This is a genomic window from Gilliamella sp. B3783, from assembly GCF_026536125.1.
GTDB lineage: Bacteria > Pseudomonadota > Gammaproteobacteria > Enterobacterales > Orbaceae > Gilliamella.
The window spans coordinates 101,680-121,496 of the sequence record NZ_JAFNOU010000001.1 but is presented as its reverse complement, the minus strand read 5'-3'; the positions used below and the strand labels follow the sequence as shown (position 1 = coordinate 121,496).

The window sequence follows — 19,817 nt, the reverse complement described above, 5'->3', positions numbered from 1 at the left end:
GTTTTATCATCATGCAATGTCGCTATTATCAGCAAAAAAAGTGTTTATCGTGTCCATGGATTGAACGACCTTATCAAACACAACTCGATGAAAAACAACAACAATTGATTAAACAATTAACACCTTTCCAACCGTTAGAATTAAAAGCGCCTTTTGCCAGTGAACAAAAAGGGTTTCGTAATAAAGCAAAAATGGCAGTACTTGGAACAGTTGAAAAACCAATCTTAGGCATACAACACCAGGGACAAGCTGTTGATTTATGTGATTGTCCACTTTACAGTGATAGCATGCAAAGCATTCTTAAAATTGTACGTAGCTATATTCGTAAACAAGGAATAGTTCCCTATAATATTAATAAACGAAAAGGTGAATTGAAATTTATTATTATTACTGAAAGTGCTAGTAATAATCAAAACAGTTATATGTTGCGATTTGTCCTAAGATCCTCAAAATTTGTTGAACAAATTAAAAACACAATCAGTCAGTTACAAAATTACATACAAAATTTACACGTAGTATCAATTAATATTCAACCTAATCATGCCGCAATTTTAGAAGGTGAACAAGAATTGGTTATTACTGAAAATCCATATTTACCAATAAAATTAAATAATATTGAACTCTATATCAAATCGAAAAGTTTTTTTCAAACTAATACCTATATTGCAGAAAATTTATATAAAACCGCAAGTGACTGGGTCACTCATTTACCAATTAACTCTATTTGGGACCTTTTTTGTGGGGTAGGTGGTTTTGGGTTAAGTTGTGTGACAAATATTGATCATACTATCTGTAATGCCATTAAGTTAACAGGGATTGAAATCAGCAGTGATGCAATTGAATGTGCCAATAAATCTGCTCAAAAACTTGGGTTTAAACATTTAACTTTTAAATCACTCGATGCAACTCAATATGCCATTAATCAGCACGATATTCCTGACTTAGTGTTACTCAATCCTCCTCGACGTGGGGCAGGTAAAACGCTTATGCAATATTTAGAACAGGTTGAGCCAAATTACATTTTATATTCGAGTTGTCATTTGACGTCATTAGTAGATGATTTAAATGAATTATCTAACTATAAGATCTTAAAAACTCAATTATTTGATATGTTTCCACATACCTCTCATATGGAAATATTAGTCTTATTACAAAAAAAAGATTAGTTTCCCCATAGCCAGTTCTCAATTTTCTTTATGCTATTAACCACGCATTATTAATGGTAATTATTTTTCATCACTTTTATGAACGTTATACAAATTACCATTTTTATTGCACGACTACTTCTATTTTATTAAGCACAAAGCGTTTTTATATAACCTATTAATTTGATTGAATATAATTTATATATCGTCAACATGATAATCATTATCATATGTAAATGGTAATTATTATCATTGATAATTTTAATTAAATTTGTTAGATTAAAAAATAAAAAATGATAATTATCAAATATTGGAGCAATAGTTAATATAGTTCATATGGATAGGTTTTTTAAAACAGGATGAAAGTAAATAAAGTATTGTTAACTATTTTGGCTGCTTCAATGACATTTCAGGTTTATGCTGAAAATGATGATTTAGATACCATTACGGTAACCGCTAGTCGACAAAAGAAAGCAAAATTGGCCATTCCCGAAACGGTTGATGTGATTAATAAAAAAAATATCGAAGATCATCAAATGTCAACAATGGAAGATGTAGTTCGCTATCTTCCCGGCGTTACTGTTAGCAGACAAACCTCGGGGACTGATCCTTTTGGTAATTTAGGTGGAATTAGAATACGAGGAATGACAGGTAACCGCATACAAATGCAAGTTGATGGTGCGAGAGTCATAGAAGGGTTACAAGATGGCAACCGTAATTTTATCGATTTATCAACAATAAAAGCGGTTGAAATTGTTCGTGGTCCGGGCTCTGTATTATGGGGAGCGGACGCACTGGGTGGTGTGGTTGCCTTTAAAACATTAGATCCAAGTGATTTATTGCAGAATAAGCCTTATGCAGTGCAAATTAATGGTGCTTATGATAGTTTAAATAAACAAAATACTAAAACGGGTATGCTTGCTTTCGAATTAATGCCAAATTTAGAAGCTTTACTAAGTTTTAGTCGGCGTGATTATCAAGAATCTAAGTTAAGAAAAGCTAAAGCTAATGGGGGAATTTGGGGGTGCCCAAGAGGGGATGAAGCCATCGGATGTAATAAACTTAATCCATTAGATGCTAAAGCAGAAAACCTGTTATCTAAGTTGGTTTTCCATAATGATAACCGCGAAACAAAATTAACTTTTGAACATTTTCGTTCAAACTCTTATGTAAAACAGCTGTATGATTATGGTTTGCAATCTTCGGGAACCTTTAATGGCGACTATAAGCGCACTCAAATACAAACACGAAAACATTATGCCATTGATGATACGTGGTCACCTTCGGTAAATTTTGTTGATCAAATAAAAACAGTGATTTCTTATTCACCCCAAGAGCGATATTTAAAATCTCACCGTGAACAGAGAGATAAGAAAAATAAACCTATCTATACTTATACTACTAATGATTATAAAGAGAAGTTTTTACAGTTTGATTTACAATTAAATTCTAGCTTTGATTTTTTAGATACAGCGCATGATTTAGTATATGGTTTTCAAGGTGATATAACCCGCAGCCATTATCGTAATGAGAGCACTAAAAATGGTGTAAAAACAATTGGTGGCGGATTTAACTTTGCCAATGCAAAAACTCGTCGAGCAGACATCTATCTTCAAGATGAATTTCATTTAATTACAGAGCGCTTTAAAATCAAACCGGGGTTACGTTATGCCACTTATGAAATCAAACCCAATATTGATGATTACTATGTGGTGATTAAAGACAAAGAGCCTCGTAAATTGACTTCACATCGTTTAATCCCACAACTCGGTACACTTTTTTCCATTACTGATCAATATTCAATTTATGCACGTTATGCCGAAGGTTTTAAAATGCCAACGGCGCAACAGCTATATACCTCATTACCTTCGGCTTCAATGAATTTGATTCCTAATCCTAATTTAAAACCCGAAAAAGTAAAATCGTATGAGACGGGGTTACGCGGTGATTTTTCTGAAGGCTGGTTTAGTTTTGGTCTATTTAAAGCCAATTATAGTAATTATATTAAAAACTTTATTCAGGTTGGGCCTAAAGATTATACCTACAAAAATTTATCTAACGTTAATATGTGGGGGATAGAGTCATCTGCTGAGTGGCATTTTCTAGAGAATTGGTCTTTGAACGCTTCGGCCTCATACCAGTATGGTAAAAAGCAATCTTCACCTGGCGAGAAAAAATCTTACTTTAACGAAGCGATGCCTTTACAAGGTAATCTTGGCATTAAATGGCATCAACCCGATCTTAACTTAGATAGTGAGATTGTGAGTTCGTTTTCTAAAGCGGTTAGCCATGTATCAAAAGATGACGAGACAGCAGGCGACGTATTTAAACCTCAAGGGTATGCCATTTATGATGCCTATTTTAATTGGCATCCTAATCAACATATCAAGTTAAGAGCCTCAGTCTTAAATATTTTCGATAAACGTTATTTTAAATGGCCTATGTTCAGTACTTATTATAAAGATCCGAAAGATAATGTGAAAGCAACCAATCCATTGGAATTGCAAACCGCACCGGGACGAACATTTGGTTTTGATATAGCGGTTAGTTTCTAAAAAATTTAAATCTAATTAATGATCAATTTTTGTTTAAAGAATTGATCATATTGATGAGTAATAGGCAGTATAGAGAGTAAAGATGTTGCAAACCTTAAAAAATATTTTTTTGCTCATTAAGTTATGTTGCAATACAAAACAAGGTAAGTTGGGATTTGGTTATGCATTTATTGTCATTAGCTTGAATATTATTCTAATAAAAATCAGCCTCGAAATGATAGGTTGGAATAAAAACTTCTATAATGCATTAGAAAAGTATGATATGCAGGGTGTTTTAAATCAAATAATGGTTTTTATTTTATTAACTTTTTTAGGGGCGATGACTTATCTTATTGCTGATTATTTAAAAAAAGTTTTGACTATTACTTGGCGTAATACACTTAATAATAAGATTTTAGATTATTGGATTGATAATAGAGCTTATTGGTATCTTAATAACAAACAACAAAAAATTGATAATCCAGATCAAAGGATAGCTGAAGATTGTCAGTTATTTGTTGAGAAATTAACCAATGAAGGGTTTTCATTTATTACACAGTTAATAGGACTTTTTTCTTATTTTGTCTTGTTATGGCAAATTACCGACAGTTTTGTATTAGCTTTTAGTATTTGCGGTATCAATATCAGTATTTCTCATTATCTGATTTGGTTAGCGCCGTTGTATGTATTATTTTGCTCATGCCTTGCCCATTGGTTAGGAAGACCTTTAAAAAAACTCTTAGTTGAACAACAACATAAAGAAGCAAATTATCGTTTTGCTTTAACGCGGTTTCGAGAATCGAAAGAGCCTATTGTTTTATTAAAAGGTGAAAATGTTGAAAAGCAAATTTTAAATCAGTATTTCGATGAAATAAAAAACAATTGGTATCAATTAATTAAGCGTCAATTACGATTAGGTTGTTTCACAAGACCTTATAATTTGACTGTACTTCAAATTCCCACTTTTTTTGCATTACCGATTTATTTGATTGGCAAAGTCAGTTTAGGTTCATTGATGCAAATTAGCAAAACTTTTAGTAATGTTGTGGTTAATTTATCTTGGTTTATTTTTAATTATAATAAATTGGCTGAACTGATTGCTTGTAGTCACCGGTTGTGTCAATTTGTCAAATATACGCAATCTGTCACGGAAATACATCGTCAATCCGATCAACCTGAAGATACGATAAATACTCTGCAAATTAACAATTTGATCATAAAAACTCCGCAGGGCAAAGTTTTACTTAAATGCCCAACATTTCAGCTAAACCAAGGTGAATCGGTAATTTTGTCTGGCGTATCTGGAGTGGGAAAATCGACACTGTTAAAAATATTATCTGGCATTTATCCTTATTATGAAGGAACAGTGCAATTACCCGCATCAAAAATACTCTTTTTATCTCAGACACCTTACTTTCCAATAGGTGGATTAGCGCATGCAGTTAGCTATCCCGAGCCTTTACTCGAAAAAAATTTAACACATATTAAAGCACTTTTATTAGTAGTTGGTTTTTCGTCAGAAAATATCGAAAATCAATTACTTGATTGTGATTTTAACAAACTATCTGGTGGTGAAAAGCAGCGCTTAGTAATCGCCAGAATATTGATGCAAAAACCTGATTGGATATTTATGGACGAAACAACCAATGCCCTCGATAAAAAATCAGAACAACAACTATTACAATTATTACAACGTAAGTTACCCTCAAGTAGCTTTATTATTATTTCACATACAGATGTCTCAAATTATTTTACCAATTGTTATCAATTGATTTTATAACACATGACAGTAAACATAATTTGAAGATTAAATTAAAATAAAAAAGGAGTTTTTCTATGGCTGAGTCCACAAATGATCTTGTACATAATACTTTAAATAGTTTGCATGAGTCAGTTTTAACCTTGATATTATCAACAATAAATAAAGATACTGGTATTGAAACTAGCTATTCACCTTACTTTTTTGATGGGAATGATTACTATATTCTGATCTCTAATTTGGCGCCTCATAGTCAAAATATTAAAACAAATCCTAACCTATCGTTTTTAATTATTGAGGATGAAACAAACACTAAAAACATTTATGCTCGTAGGCGTATAACATCACAAGCGACAGCTAAGATCATAGAAAGAAGTTCAGATGTGTTTGAACACATTATTGATAATTTGGCTAAGCGAGTCAGTAAAATGGTTTATATGTTGGCTGAAATGAATGATTTCAATTTATACAAAATCACACCAACAGTGGGTCGCGTTGTAATTGGTTTTGGTCGAACATTTATTTACGATCATCAAACCAAAGCGATAACGCCAGTTGATGAAAGCTATCTTGCTAATCAAAAAGCACAACAATAAAAGTAAAATCAGGGTTCAGTTTTAAAAATAGTTAAAATTGAGTAGGCTAATAAAGTCTACTCAATTTATAAACAAATAATAACGTTGCATTTTATTTTCTATCTATCAACATCTTTACATTATCAGTTTGATTATTGGAATCGGCACTTTGTTCAATCAATGTTACCATTTTTGCCGACTAACTCTATAAAAACTTATTTAATGATTTTAATAATATCAAAATTGCATTTAGCATAAGGCAAATTGTGTTAATATGATATTAATAAAAAATATGATTAAGGAAGCACTAAACTATGATTCCTGATGTTTCTAAAGCACTCAACTGGTTAGAAAAGCATTATACTATTTTACAAGGTATTCAACGTGGTGTTGAACGTGAAACATTGCGTATTTTACCTGATGGTACATTATCTAAGACCCCGTTTCCTAATAAAATTGGAGCTGCTTTAACTCATCCATGGATCACAACAGATTTTGCCGAATCGATGTTGGAATTTATTACGCCAGTTAATACCAACATCGATTATATGCTAACGTTTTTACGTGATTTACATCGTTACGCTAGTGTCAATATTGGTGATGAAATGATGTGGCCTTTAAGCATGCCGTGCTTTGTCGCAAATGAAGATGACATTATTTTAGCGCAATATGGTAAATCAAATGAAGGACGCTTCAAAACAACATATCGAGAAGGTTTAAAAAATCGCTATGGCGCGATGATGCAAACCATATCTGGCGTGCATTATAATTTTTCATTACCAATGGCTTTTTGGCAAGCTCGTGATGGTGTTAAAAATAGTGAAGAAGGTAAAGCGGTCATTTCTGAAGGCTATTTTAGATTAATTCGTAATTATTATCGTTTTGGTTGGGTCATTCCTTTTTTGTTTGGTGCATCACCCTCTATGTGTTCTTCTTTCATTCAAGATCCCCAAAAAGCCAAAGCGTTTATTGAACAAACCAATGGTAATTGCTATTTACCTTATGCGACCTCATTAAGATTAAGTGATATAGGCTATACCAATAATGCTCAAAAACAATTAGGTATTACTTTTAATCATCTTGAGACATATGCCGAAGGATTAAAACGAGCAACGCAAACTAAATCCCCAGAATTTGCAAAATTAGGTATCAAAGTTGACGGTCACTACCGTCAATTAAATGATCATGTATTACAGATAGAGAATGAATTCTATGCGCCAATTCGACCAAAACGCGTGCCTAGGGCTGGTGAAACCCCATCAGATGCTTTATTACGTGGTGGAATAGAATACATTGAAGTTAGAGCCTTAGATGTAAACCCATTCTCACCGATTGGTATTACTGAGGAGCAAATTCGTTTTATTGATCTATTTTTAATATGGTGTGCCTTAGCACCCGCACCCGAAATGAGTAGCCAAGAGCTTGAATGTGCAAAATTAAACTGGAATCGTGTTGTCATAGAAGGGCGTAAACCTGGGCTTGAAATTGGTATAGGTTGTGATAGTTATCATGAGCCGCTTTCTAAAGTTGGTCATGATTTATTTAAAGACTTACTGCGTGTTGCTGATGTTTTAGATCATAAAGATGATCAACAGCAATATCGTAAAGTTTGTGAACGATTAGAATTGATGTTTGATCAGCCAGAGCTAACACTTTCAGCAAGAACCTTACAGGCTATTAGTGATTTAGGTACGTCTGAATTTGGTTTAGTACTTGCAACTCAATATAAAAAACAACTTATTACCGAACCACTATCGTTATTAACCGATGGTGATTTTGTTCAGCAACGTATTTTATCTATTGAAAAACAGCAAAAGAAAGAGCAAAGTGATACATTATCATTTGATGATTATTTGAAACAAAAAATGACCGTTTAGTATGTTTAAAAATCGTGATTATACATTAAGATATCAAGGAAATAATGATGTTGAATTGATTTTACCTAATCATCATATCATCGTAAATCAACCTTTAATTGACCAAAACTCTTTTTCAGTTTTAGTTTGGAATATTTTCAAGCAAAAAAGGGCGGATTGTATTCAAATTTTGGAGCAATATGCAAAAAGTACCAAAATAATCTTATTACAAGAGGCCCAAACCACACCACAATTATTAAATTTTATTGCAAAGCATAATAAAATAGCTGATCATGTTCCGGCTTATTGTTTAAATGATATCTATGCAGGCGTTATGACCATAACTGATAGTTTACCTACTGCCTTATTATCTTTTAAAGAGAGAGAGCCACTAATTAGAGTACCTAAGTCAGCATTAATTACCTATTACCCGATTGAGCACTCTTTAGAGCAATTATTAGTCGCCAATATACATGCTATTAATTTTAGTTTGGGGGTAAAAGTTTATCGCCAACAAATGTTCATATTGTTAAATCGTATTAAAGAACATCATGGACCGGTCATTTTGGCTGGGGATTTTAATGCGTGGAGTCGTCAACGTTTAAATCTTTTATATCATCTGATTCGTTCTATAGGATTGAAACCGGTCAATTTTTCTGTCGATATTCGAAAAACATTTATGGGCAGACCGTTAGATTTTATCTTTTATCGAGGATTACAACTTGATGCGGCTGAAATTATTAGTACAACGGCATCCGATCATAATCCTCTATTAGTGAATTTTAGATTGGGTTTGCATTAGCAAGGTTGATAGTTAAAATATCGCCTTCTTTTACACGCGAATTTTTTAACTTATTCCACTCAAGTATATCGGTAATTTTTACACGATAATTTTGTGCGATAGAGTAAAGGTTATCACCCGCTTTAACAAGGTAAGTAATTTTTTTACTGCTATTACCATTTTTACCTAAAATAGAATTAACCGTTTTATTATTTGTTGAACTATACTTAATCGTTGACGATTTCACTTCAAATGGCATTGTAGCATGCGGTACGTCTTGTAATAGTTCAGTTATTTCATTAGCAACCAGATTCTCTGCTTGTAATTTTTTAAATAAATCTTCAGCATGAACATAAGGAACTAGCAGATGGAAAGGACCATTTACTGTTTGTTGTACATACCCTGCATTATATGTCATTAAATCATTGAGTGATAACCCAGTATATTGGGCAATTTTAGCCAATGAGATATTTTTAGACATATCGATTCGAACTAAAGAATTTTCATAATTACAATCGGGTAACTTAATACCATATTGTTGATTATTTTTTACAATATCAATGATGGCTAAAATCTTAGGTACATAGTGCATGGTTTCACTAGGTAAATCTAAAGACCAATAATTGATTGGTAAACCTTTAGCTTGATTTTTTTCTATTGCTTTTCTAACTCGACCTTCACCCGCATTATAAGCAGCAAGAGTTAATAACCAATCACCATTAAATTTGCTATTAAGGTTTTGTAATAGTGATATAGCTGAATTAGTTGATGCAATCAAATCACGGCGACCATCAAAGTAATTGCTTTGCTTTAATCCATATTCTTTGGCTGTAATTGGCACAAATTGCCATAATCCCGCAGCTTGAGCAGAGGAGGTTGCCATCGGATCGTATGAACTTTCAATTAAAGGAATTAATGCCAACTCAACCGGTAAATTATTTTTACGTAATTGGTTGATAATATAGTATACATAAGGTTCAGAACGTAGTGCGATAGTTTCAAATCCTTGAGGATCACGTAATAAACGTTCTCTTTCAGCTTTAATTCGACTATTCTCTGGCACATTAACATTGATTTGCGCTAACATAAATTGCCAAGGATTTTGAGTCACTGATGAGTAATTTACACCACCACTTTTGATACTCGTTGTCATTATTGATTTAGAGTTGTGCTTTTTATAAGTGCTATTATAGCGAGCTCCGTGATTTTGACATGCACCTAAAAAAGAACATAACACAGTAAAAATTATTAACTTTTTCATTAGTTTACAAGATTTAACATGAATTTAAGTTGAGTATTATACCTAAAAATTGTCTTTTTGGCTCCTAAAAAAAGTAAACAATTCTAACTCATTGTTAAAATTGAATTTACTTTGTAAGTTTTTTTCATTACATCTCAAAAATAAATTAATTTGTCTTTCATTCATTAACGTTGAAGGTAAAGTTATTGTTTTATTTGAAATATAATTTAAATATTGCGTAATATTTTTGTCTTCCGGTACCATGTGTGTAGCAAATTTTAAATTCGATAAAGTGTACTCATGACCTGCACAAATTAATGTGTTATCCGGTAACTTTTTTAATTTATTGAGTGAATCTAACATTTGCTGGTAGTGCTGCTCGAAAACTCGTCCACATCCGGCCGAAAACAACGTATCACCACAAAAAAGATAGGGCGCACAGTAATAGGCTAAATGTCCTAAAGTATGGCCTGGTACTTTTAATATATCAAATTTAAAATCAGCAATGGTAATTGTGTGCTGATTAGATAGTGATATTAAAGGTAGATTAATTTCACTTGGCCCATAAATGGCTATATCAGTATAGTAATCTTGCAGTAATTTAACACCACCAAGGTGATCAATATGGTGATGAGTAAGTAAAATTGCAAGGGGGGAGAGTTGGTGCTGGTTTAGATAGTTAATAACAGGTTTGCCATCACCAGGATCAACGATAATCACTTGCCTATGGGCATTTTCGAGCAACCAAATATAGTTATCTGCTAATGCCGGAATAATATGCAATTGAAACATATGACCTAACTCCTTTCAACAAAATTTATTAAATATTATCACGCTATTTTTATTGAATTAACACTTAGTCAACTGCAGATTGTTCAAATAGCGTGTCATGCATAGTTGGATTTTCAGCCATACTTTTTGCAATGACATCACAACGTTCATTTTCAATATGTCCAGCATGTCCTTTTACCCAAATCCATTCAATTTTATGCGTTTGTACTAGTGAATCTAGTCGAGTCCAAAGATCGGCATTTTTTACTGGTTTTTTATTAGCTGTTTTCCAACCGTTTTTTTTCCAAGCATGGATCCAGTTTAAAATGCCATTACGCAAATATTGACTATCGGAAAATAATTCAATTAAACAAGGTTGTTTTAGCTCTTCTAAAGCAACAATTGCTGCAAGTAATTCCATACGGTTATTTGTTGTTTTATAAAAACCTTTTGATAAGATTTTTTCTGTTTGTTTATATTTTAATATCGCGGCATAACCACCAGGACCGGGATTGCCTAAGCAAGAACCATCAGTATAAATTTCTATTTGTTTGAGCATGTTAATAATCTTTTAAAATGATATTAATTGTTAGCTATCTGCTAAAGATAAAACCAAAACGAGTGTTTGTTACTATAAATGAGTTAACCCTCTATACTATTGGGTCTCAACATTAGAAGCGTTTAGTGCTAAACTATACCATTATTTTGATCATTCCCCAATTATTGATAAACAAAAAGAGAATAACGTGATAACCAATTGTAATCGCCAAATTGTATTAGATACAGAAACCACTGGTATGAATCAAGAAGGCAATAATCATTATGAAGGACATAAGATTATTGAAATTGGTGCTGTTGAAATTGTTAATCGACGATTAACAGGAAATCATTTTCATGTCTATATTAATCCCGAACGTTTAATCGATGAAGAAGCCTTTAAAGTTCATGGTATTAGTGATGAATTTGTAAAAGACAAACCTATTTTTAAAAATATTGCTCATGATTTTATCAAGTTTATAGATGGTGCTGAGTTAGTTATTCATAATGCTTCGTTTGATGTCGGCTTTATGGATTACGAATTTCGCCTTTGTGGCTTAAATTTCAAAACAGCAGATCACTGTATTATTACCGATACCTTAGCAATGGCAAGACGCTTGTTTCCGGGAAAACGTAATAATTTAGATGTGCTTTGTGAACGTTATCAGATTGATAATTCTCATCGAACACTGCACGGCGCTTTACTTGATGCCGAGATCTTAGCAGAAGTCTATCTTGCAATGACAGGGGGGCAAACAACCTTGTCATTTAGTAACGATGATCATCTTTCATCTTCCACTGATGCTAATGCTGTTAAGAAAATAGATCGTAATGGTAATCGTTTAAAAGTAATCAAAGCGTCTGATGATGAACTTGGCCAACATAAAGCTATTTTAGAAAAAATTGACAAAAAAAGTGGTGGGGCGTTATGGAACTCACAATAATGATGGTTTTATATGCAATTAAACATTAATTTGCAAATTATTATTGACGAAAATGAAATTTATCTTTAACATCACGCCTACTTTAATGTTGTTGCATTAAAGACAGCTAAAAAGCGGAGCGGTAGTTCAGTTGGTTAGAATACCTGCCTGTCACGCAGGGGGTCGCGGGTTCGAGCCCCGTCCGTTCCGCCAATTCAATCTTGTTTTGGTCCTTATTTGTTACCTAATTATACTATATCTACTTAGTATCCATTCTATTAATCAATATTTAGTCGAAATAGAGCTATATTCTCATGTTAAAAAAATGGTTATTTATCATCGGTGGTGGCATGGCTTTTACATTAGGGACAGTTGGAATTTTTGTTCCTCTTCTACCAACAGTACCTTTTTATTTATTAACTGCCTATTTATGGCTTAATAGCTCTGATCGTCTTTATCACTATTTTACCAAAAGTCGTTATTATCAGATTTATATCCAGAAGATGCTAATTGAAAAACAAGTTACTAAATCAAGCCTGCTAAAAATGTTAATAATGGTGTTTATTGTTTTGCTAATTCCATTTATTATTTTTAATTCATTACATGTTAGAATTATCTTAGCGGTAGTCTTTTTAGCTCACCTTGTTTTTGGTTATTATTATTTTAATAAGCAGTAATAGCTAAGCGGAGTGTTTATAACAAGCAAATAAATTACAGGGCAAGTTACCCTGTAACAATATGCAAGTTAATGGTTATTTTTGCAGACTCTTTTTAATTTCGATTGCTAACAAAGGATTCCACATAGCACCAGTAGCACTCATTACTGCATCCGCTCCAACGTTTAACAACTCATTATAATGTTCACTATTGCTAACCCCACCAACGCCAATGATGCTAAATTTTAAATCCATCTGTTTACGATATTTAGCTAAACGACTCACCATATCTAAACCCGCCCAACGAATTGCATCACCACAGATTCCTCCTTCTTTTCGATTATCACCTAAAGCCGGATGACCTTTGGCATCAACTGGTTTAGCGGATAACGTGTTAATTGTACTTAAACCGTCGATAATAGAACCAACACGCGTTAATAAAGAAACAATTCTTTCATCATCAGGAAAATAAGCTAGTTTTAAGATAAGTGGGCGATCTGGTACTGCTGTTTTAATTTCATTAACGATACGTTCAACTTTATCAACATCAAAACACAGTAATTTACTTGCCCCTTCATTTGGGCAACTCAAGTTTGCTTCGAGTATTGGTGCATTGGTTTCTCTTACTAATTTTGCAGCTAAAGCATAATCTTTTTCAATTTCACCTTGACCTTGTGTACCTTGAAAACTACCAATAACGCATTGACCCTGTCCCGCTGAATTTACCGCATCAGCCATGTCAGGCTGCCAAATATCTGGCGCAAAAGAGGGCACGCCAAAGGAGTTAGTAATTGATAAAGGTTGTTGATAATTAGTATCAGCTAAAACAGTATCAAGATTACTTGATAATTTTCCTGTAGGATGAACTGATAAAACATTTGGTAAAGGATGGCATTTATGGAATTTTGTTCTAACTGTTTTATATACACATAAATCGAATCCATAAGCAAAAGCAGCTTTAATATAATTGGCATTTAATAAAGGTCCAGCAGGCTGACCGAAAGGTAGGTTAACATTAACATTTAAGAATTTAGTTTGTTTAGTCGGCACGTGTTCTGCTTTGTCCAATTCGGCATAAAGTCCAAAAGGTCCTTGAGCATAATTATCTTCATAACTGATGTTCGGATTATAAAAAGGGATTAAGGCGGTCATATCAGCTCCTATTTATGTGTGTTCTTAAAATCAATTTGGTTTATAATGGTTGAGGAAAATAAATTTAAGAGATGCTTAAAATAAAAAATCCTCCATAAAGGAGGATTAATAATTGTAATTAAAAAAGAATGAAGATTTAGTTTTTCGTTCTGTTTGGGTATCTGGACCACTAACATTTATACATTCCTTTTTATATGAGTTGCTTGGCATTGTAGCTGAATTAAAATAAAGCACAAGCCAAAAACAAGAAAAAATATCTAAGTAAATGAAATAGTTATAGTGTTTTTTTTGAGACAAGTAATTAAATTATATACACTACTATAACTATTTAACTGTCAAAAAAAGCAATTTCTAATTATTCTGAATAATAAGATCTTATAAGCTATTAATAAAATTGAATAATTTTTGTCGAAAAAATGATACTGACATAACTGATCAGACCATTGTAATTGGAGAACAGTTATCAGTAATGATATTATTACCAGTAACAAATCAATTTAAGTAATTATTAGGTAACTAACGATGAGAAACGAAAATACTTTTAAACCTTTTATTTTGCCCAATGGGGTTGAATTAAAAAATCGCATAATGATGGCACCAATGACTACTTGTTCAGGTTTTCATGAAGGATCGGTAACGCATGATTTAATTCAATATTATCAAGTTAGAGCGGGTGATATTGGCACTATTATTGTTGAATGTGGTTTTGTTGATGATAAAGGTTTGGCTTTCCCAGGTGCAATTGGTTTAGATAGTGACGATAAAATTGAAGGATTAGCTAAAATAGCTGAGGCGATCAAATCTAAAGGATCGAAAGCTATTATACAGGTTTATCATGGCGGTCGAATGGTTGAACCTAAATTAATCGGTGGCCAGCTACCTGTCGGTCCGAGTGCTATTGCAGCGCCAAGACCCGGTGCCGCAACTCCAATTGAATTAACGAGTGATGAAGTTGAGCATATGATTGATAAGTTTGGTCAAGCCGTGCGGCGTGCTATTCAGGCTGGATTTGATGGTGTCGAAATCCATGGTGCCAATACTTATTTGATACAACAGTTTTATTCACCTAATTCAAATCAACGAAATGATAAATGGGGTGGAAGCCGTGATAACCGAACTAGATTTCCTTTAGCCATTTTAGATATTACTCATAGCATGGTTAAACAATACGCAAATTCTAATTTCATTATTGGTTATCGTTTTTCACCTGAAGAATTAGAAGTTCCTGGCATTCGTTTTGATGACACGATGTATCTACTTGAGAAATTGGCTGAAAAAGGATTGGATTACATTCATTTTTCAATGGGAGCAATTCTTAGACCGTCTATTGTCGATACCCAAGATCCTACGCCATTAATTCGAAAATATGTTGCAATGCGTTCTGAAACATTAGCAAAAATTCCTGTTGTAGGTGTGGGAAACGTAGTAAATCAAACCGATATCGATGCCGCGTTAGAAAACGGTTATGATTTAGTTGCAGTTGGACGAGCTTGTATTGCATATCCTGATTGGATAAGCAGAATTGAAAAAGGTGAAAAACTTGAGCTAGTTATCAACAGTGATAAGCGAGAAGCCCTTAAAATTCCAGAACCTTTATGGCATTTCTCTTTGGTTGAAAGTTTAATTCGAGATGTTAATTTAAGTGTAAAAAAATTTAAACCAGGTGATTACCAAGAGAAAGTGAACGATGAATCATATGAATTTGTCATTAATGTAGAATTGGCCAAAGATTTTATCAAAGACATGCAATTAGTTAATGCTAATGAATTTGATAATGAGGTTATAACTCATTTTTCCGAAATTAAACATCGCATCATTGAAGCCAATAGTCCTTTTGTCGATGCTATTTCTGGCGCAACATCGCAATGTGAAGCATTTAAAAAAGCGGTAACCAAAGCTATGGCTAAATCAAATAAAGCTGCGATAGTGGCTGAAGGCGGTGATCCAAATGATAAAGCTTATGATATTGTTGTCGTTGGTAGTGGTGGAGCGGGACTTGCAGCAGCTATTCGAGCTCATGATTTAGGCGCAAATGTTGTGATTGTTGAAAAAATGTCTGTTATTGGTGGTAATACCAATAAAGCCTCAGCCGGAATGAATGCAGCAGAAACTAAGTTCCAAAAACTAAAAGGTATTGTCGATAGTAAAGAACTTTTTTATAAAGAGACGTTGATTGGCGGTAAAAATAAAAATAATCCAGAATTATTGCGTTATTTTGTTGAAAATGCACCTGAGGCTATTGATTGGTTGGATGATAATGGTATTGAACTTAGTGGTATTACAACAACTGGTGGCATGAGTGTTGATCGTACCCATCGACCTGAAAGTGGGGCTGCTGTAGGGGGATTTTTGATTAGTGGTTTAGTTAAGAACATTAACAAACGAGGCATTGAAGTTTTATTAGACACGAATGTAACTGAAATTATTACCGAAAATAATAAAGTGATGGGTATTAAAGCGGTTGATGACGATGGAACTATTCAAACCATAAAAGCTAAAGCGGTGATAATTGCAACGGGTGGATTTAGTGCAAATCGTGAAATGGTCGAAAAATATCGTCCAGATCTTAAAGGATTTGTGACAACGAACCATAAAGGTGCTACCGGTTCAGGCATTATGATTTTAGAAAAACTTGGTGCAGGGACAGTGGATATGAAAGAAATTCAAATTCATCCAACTGTTGAACAAACAACATCGTATCTCATTTCGGAATCTATTCGAGGTGGCGGTGCAATTTTAGTATCACAAAATGGTGAGCGTTTTGTTAATGAATTGGATACGCGAGATAAAGTGTCTGCCGAGATCATCAATTTGCCTCAACACTATGCTTATATTTTATTTGATCAAAAAGTGCGTGATGAAAACAAATCTGTTGAAGAATACATATCGCATGATTTGGTTATTCAAGCTAGCAGCATTAATGAATTAGCGCAAAAATTATCAATTAATGTTGATTCATTAACTAAAACCATAGAACGGTATAATCAATTTGTTTCAAATCAACACGATGAAGATTTTGGACGAACAACAGGTATGCGTCATCCTATTAATACTGCGCCATTTTATGCAATAAAAATCGCACCCGGTGTGCATCATACTATGGGGGGCGTAACGATAAATACCCAAACGCAAGTATTAGATGTCGAACATCACGTTATAAAAGGTGTATTTGCTGCTGGTGAGGTTGTTGGTGGCGTACACGGAGCGAATCGAATAGGTGGTAATGCTGTTGCTGATATTATCATATTTGGTATGCAAGCTGGAAAAATAGCAACAGATTATATTCATCAGTGATTGTTTTATACTTAGGGTATATTTAGCATGGTTAATTCAAGCTATGAAAGCTATGAATATGTGCAAAATTTATTAGGCACAACGGTTTCATTAATACTTTGTGAACCTAATGAAAACGTTGCTCATAAAATATTTGAGTTAATAAAAGTGCTTGAAAGTAAGTTAACCGTTAATCGCCCTGTATCTGAGGTGATGTCTGTTAATTTGGCTGCGGGTCAACAACCTGTTAAAGTGAGTCATAGTATTTTTTCCTTAATTGCACAAGCTAAAGATGTCAGTTTAATGCCCGGTAGCTGTTTTAATGTCGCTATTGGGCCATTAGTTAAGTTATGGAAAATAGGATTTAATGGCAGATTTCCACCCAGCCAACAACAAATTGACGAAAAACGCTTATTAATCGATCCACAAGATATTGAACTCAATGTTGAAGATCAAACAGTTTTTTTGAAAAAAAAAGGCATGGAAATCGATATGGGCGCTATCGCAAAAGGCTATATTGCCGATATTGTAAAAGCCATTTTGCTACAAAATGGAATCAATCAAGCTATTATCAATTTAGGCGGCAATGTTGTGGCTTTAAATCAATCACCGGCAAATGCCGAGGGTTTTTGGCATATAGGATTAAGAAAACCTTTCTCTAACAATGATGAATTAGTCGGTTTTTTGAAGGTAATAAACAAATCTGTTGTGACATCAGGTATATATGAACGCTATTTTGTACACAAAGATACTCTCTATCATCATATTTTGGATTCTTCAACGGGGTATCCTTTGAATAACGAATTAGAAAGTATCACAATTATTTCTGATACGTCTCTTGAAGGGGATTTATTTTCAACGCTTTTATATGGATTAGGCTATGAGCGTGCTAATGAATATTTACAAAAACACCGCAATTTATCAGCAATTTTTTTATTAAAAAATAAAACGATAAAGTTAGCTAATCCCCACAATTTTGCTTTCGAACTAACGAATCATCAATATGTAATGCGTTAATGCTTTAATTGAAATGATTATTGAATGTTGAATTTAATGTTTGTTAAGAATTAGATCATGAAATTTTAAAATTAAAAAAGGAAAAATCCCATGAATACAATAAATAAGCCACCAGTAAAATGGTTACCTTTAATAATTATTGCTGCGCTATCAGCAATATTATGGTTATTGGTATCCCCCCCGCAGGGTATCAGTATAGAAGGGTGGCGAACAAGTATTATTTTTGTCGCAACCATTGCCTGCATTGTTGCTGAAATTATGCCTATTGGTGCCATTGGTTTATTGGCCATTACGGTTTTTGCAGTATTAAGACCTTCAGGGGCTATGTCTGCGGCAGAATCGATAAAAATATCGTTAAGTGAATTAAATAGTAGCCTAATTTGGCTTATTGTTATTGCCTTTATGATTGCCCGTGGATTTATTAAAACAGGACTGAGTAGACGCATTGCTTACTATCTTGTTAAAATTTTAGGTAAAAATACGCTTGGTTTAGCTTATGGTTTATCAGTAACAGATATGGCTTTAGCGCCGGCTATTCCAAGTACGACAGCTAGAGCTGGAGGCGTTATATATCCAATAGCTGAAGCGCTGGCGATTAATTTTAATTCAAACCCAAAAGATGAATCAAGAAACCGCATAGGTACTTTTTTGATGTTAACTATTAGCCATGTTAACGACATCACCTCTGCTATGTTTTTAACAGCTTTTACAGGAAATTTGTTAGCCGCTAAATTAGTGACAACGTCACTAGGTATCACTTTAGGCTGGGGGCAATGGTTTGTAGCAGCGATTGTACCTTGTTTAGTTTCGTTTGTTGTTATTCCATTAGTTATCTATTTTTTAACTAACCCTGAACTGAAAAAAACGCCAGAAGCGCCGACTTTGGCTGTTGAAGAACTAAAAAAAATGGGGACGGTTTCAAGAAAAGAAATTATCATGGGCTGCACTGTTATATTATTGTTATGCCTTTGGATTTTTGGCAGTAATTTTGGTATTGACTCAACAACCACTGCATTTATCGGCTTGTCTATTTTGATTTTATCCGGTGTTCTTAGTTGGGATGATATAAAAGGAGAGAAAGCAGCATGGGATACTTTAATTTGGTTTGCGGCATTATTGATGATGGCCGGCCAAGTTAATAAACTTGGTGTAACTAAATGGTTAGGTGACACCATTGGTAATGCAGTAAAAGGTCATTTAGGTGATAGTAGCTGGGTATTTGTGATAATCATTTTATGTGTGGCTTATGTTTATCTACACTACTTTTTTGCAAGTGGAAATGCACATATTGCAGCTTTATTCCCTGTTTTTCTGTCAGTTGCTATTGCACTGGGCGTACCACAAATGATTGCCATTTTTGCTCTTGTGATTTGTACTAATTACTTTGGTTCAATTACACAATTTGCTAATGCGAGAAATCCTTTACTCTTTGCTGAAGGTTTTGTGCCAGTAAAAACATGGTGGAAAGTGGGCTTTATATGTAGTGTTGTCAATTTAATTATTGTCTTTACCATCGGTATTTTATGGTGGAAGATCATTGGATTAGGTTAATCACGTTATATTATGACCGCCAGTCATATCTGGCGGTAAGTTATAGG

The 19,817-nt window shown here is 33.6% G+C and carries 15 protein-coding genes and 1 tRNA gene; 12 read left to right on the top strand and 4 right to left on the bottom strand.

What is annotated here, in order from left to right:
* The first annotated feature begins 8 nt into the window (after window positions 1–8).
* The 6 genes from rlmC to J3U59_RS00465 all read left to right on the top strand — a co-directional run bounded on the left by rlmC (window position 9) and on the right by J3U59_RS00465 (window position 8,671).
* Window positions 9–1,166: a 23S rRNA (uracil(747)-C(5))-methyltransferase RlmC gene (gene rlmC / locus J3U59_RS00490; RefSeq protein WP_416379548.1), complete on the top strand. Its 1,158-nt coding sequence runs from the start codon at window positions 9–11 to the stop codon at window positions 1,164–1,166.
* A 338-nt stretch (window positions 1,167–1,504) separates the two neighbouring features.
* Entirely contained in the window at window positions 1,505–3,700 is a 2,196-nt protein-coding gene (locus J3U59_RS00485) for a TonB-dependent hemoglobin/transferrin/lactoferrin family receptor (RefSeq protein ID WP_267332812.1), read from the top strand.
* An 82-nt stretch (window positions 3,701–3,782) separates the two neighbouring features.
* Complete coding sequence (locus J3U59_RS00480; protein ID WP_267332813.1) at window positions 3,783–5,459, top strand: ABC transporter ATP-binding protein/permease; 1,677 nt, start codon at window positions 3,783–3,785, stop codon at window positions 5,457–5,459.
* A 56-nt stretch (window positions 5,460–5,515) separates the two neighbouring features.
* Complete coding sequence (locus J3U59_RS00475; RefSeq protein WP_267332814.1) at window positions 5,516–6,034, top strand: HugZ family protein; 519 nt, start codon at window positions 5,516–5,518, stop codon at window positions 6,032–6,034.
* 293 nt (window positions 6,035–6,327) lie between these two features.
* Window positions 6,328–7,890: a glutamate--cysteine ligase gene (gene gshA / locus J3U59_RS00470; RefSeq protein ID WP_267332815.1), complete on the top strand. Its 1,563-nt coding sequence runs from the start codon at window positions 6,328–6,330 to the stop codon at window positions 7,888–7,890.
* A 1-nt stretch (window position 7,891) separates the two neighbouring features.
* Entirely contained in the window at window positions 7,892–8,671 is a 780-nt protein-coding gene (locus J3U59_RS00465) for an endonuclease/exonuclease/phosphatase family protein (RefSeq protein ID WP_267332816.1), read from the top strand.
* Here J3U59_RS00465 and J3U59_RS00460 read toward each other — a convergent pair.
* From J3U59_RS00460 to rnhA, 3 genes are all read right to left on the bottom strand, one after another.
* Complete coding sequence (locus tag J3U59_RS00460; RefSeq protein ID WP_267332817.1) at window positions 8,652–9,911, bottom strand: transglycosylase SLT domain-containing protein; 1,260 nt, start codon at window positions 9,909–9,911, stop codon at window positions 8,652–8,654. The genes J3U59_RS00465 and J3U59_RS00460 overlap by 20 nt on opposite strands.
* 42 nt (window positions 9,912–9,953) lie before the next feature.
* Window positions 9,954–10,682, bottom strand: a complete 729-nt coding sequence (gene gloB / locus J3U59_RS00455; protein WP_267332818.1) for a hydroxyacylglutathione hydrolase — start codon at window positions 10,680–10,682, stop codon at window positions 9,954–9,956.
* A 64-nt stretch (window positions 10,683–10,746) separates the two neighbouring features.
* Window positions 10,747–11,220, bottom strand: a complete 474-nt coding sequence (gene rnhA, locus J3U59_RS00450) for a ribonuclease HI (RefSeq protein WP_267332819.1) — start codon at window positions 11,218–11,220, stop codon at window positions 10,747–10,749.
* A gap of 238 nt (window positions 11,221–11,458) precedes the next feature.
* On the opposite strand from rnhA, the gene dnaQ reads away from it, so the two are divergent.
* The 3 genes from dnaQ (at window position 11,459) to J3U59_RS00435 (ending at window position 12,798) form a co-directional block, all read left to right on the top strand.
* Window positions 11,459–12,142: a DNA polymerase III subunit epsilon gene (dnaQ, locus tag J3U59_RS00445; RefSeq protein ID WP_416379549.1), complete on the top strand. Its 684-nt coding sequence runs from the start codon at window positions 11,459–11,461 to the stop codon at window positions 12,140–12,142.
* Window positions 12,143–12,257: 115 nt separating this feature from the next.
* Window positions 12,258–12,334 (top strand) — tRNA-Asp (locus J3U59_RS00440).
* A 101-nt stretch (window positions 12,335–12,435) separates the two neighbouring features.
* Complete coding sequence (locus J3U59_RS00435; RefSeq protein ID WP_267332821.1) at window positions 12,436–12,798, top strand: YbaN family protein; 363 nt, start codon at window positions 12,436–12,438, stop codon at window positions 12,796–12,798.
* Between the two features lie 75 nt (window positions 12,799–12,873).
* Here J3U59_RS00435 and J3U59_RS00430 read toward each other — a convergent pair whose 3' ends face one another.
* A complete protein-coding gene (locus tag J3U59_RS00430) occupies window positions 12,874–13,929 on the bottom strand; it encodes a hypothetical protein (RefSeq protein ID WP_267332822.1) in 1,056 nt (351 codons plus the stop codon).
* A 522-nt stretch (window positions 13,930–14,451) separates the two neighbouring features.
* On the opposite strand from J3U59_RS00430, the gene J3U59_RS00425 reads away from it, so the two are divergent.
* The 3 genes from J3U59_RS00425 to J3U59_RS00415 all read left to right on the top strand — a co-directional run bounded on the left by J3U59_RS00425 (window position 14,452) and on the right by J3U59_RS00415 (window position 19,770).
* Complete coding sequence (locus J3U59_RS00425) at window positions 14,452–17,223, top strand: flavocytochrome c (protein WP_267332823.1); 2,772 nt, start codon at window positions 14,452–14,454, stop codon at window positions 17,221–17,223.
* A gap of 27 nt (window positions 17,224–17,250) precedes the next feature.
* A complete protein-coding gene (locus J3U59_RS00420) occupies window positions 17,251–18,219 on the top strand; it encodes an FAD:protein FMN transferase (protein ID WP_267332824.1) in 969 nt (322 codons plus the stop codon).
* A gap of 90 nt (window positions 18,220–18,309) precedes the next feature.
* Window positions 18,310–19,770, top strand: coding sequence for a DASS family sodium-coupled anion symporter (locus tag J3U59_RS00415; RefSeq protein WP_267332825.1), 1,461 nt, complete (start codon window positions 18,310–18,312; stop codon window positions 19,768–19,770).
* Window positions 19,771–19,817 lie beyond the last annotated feature (47 nt).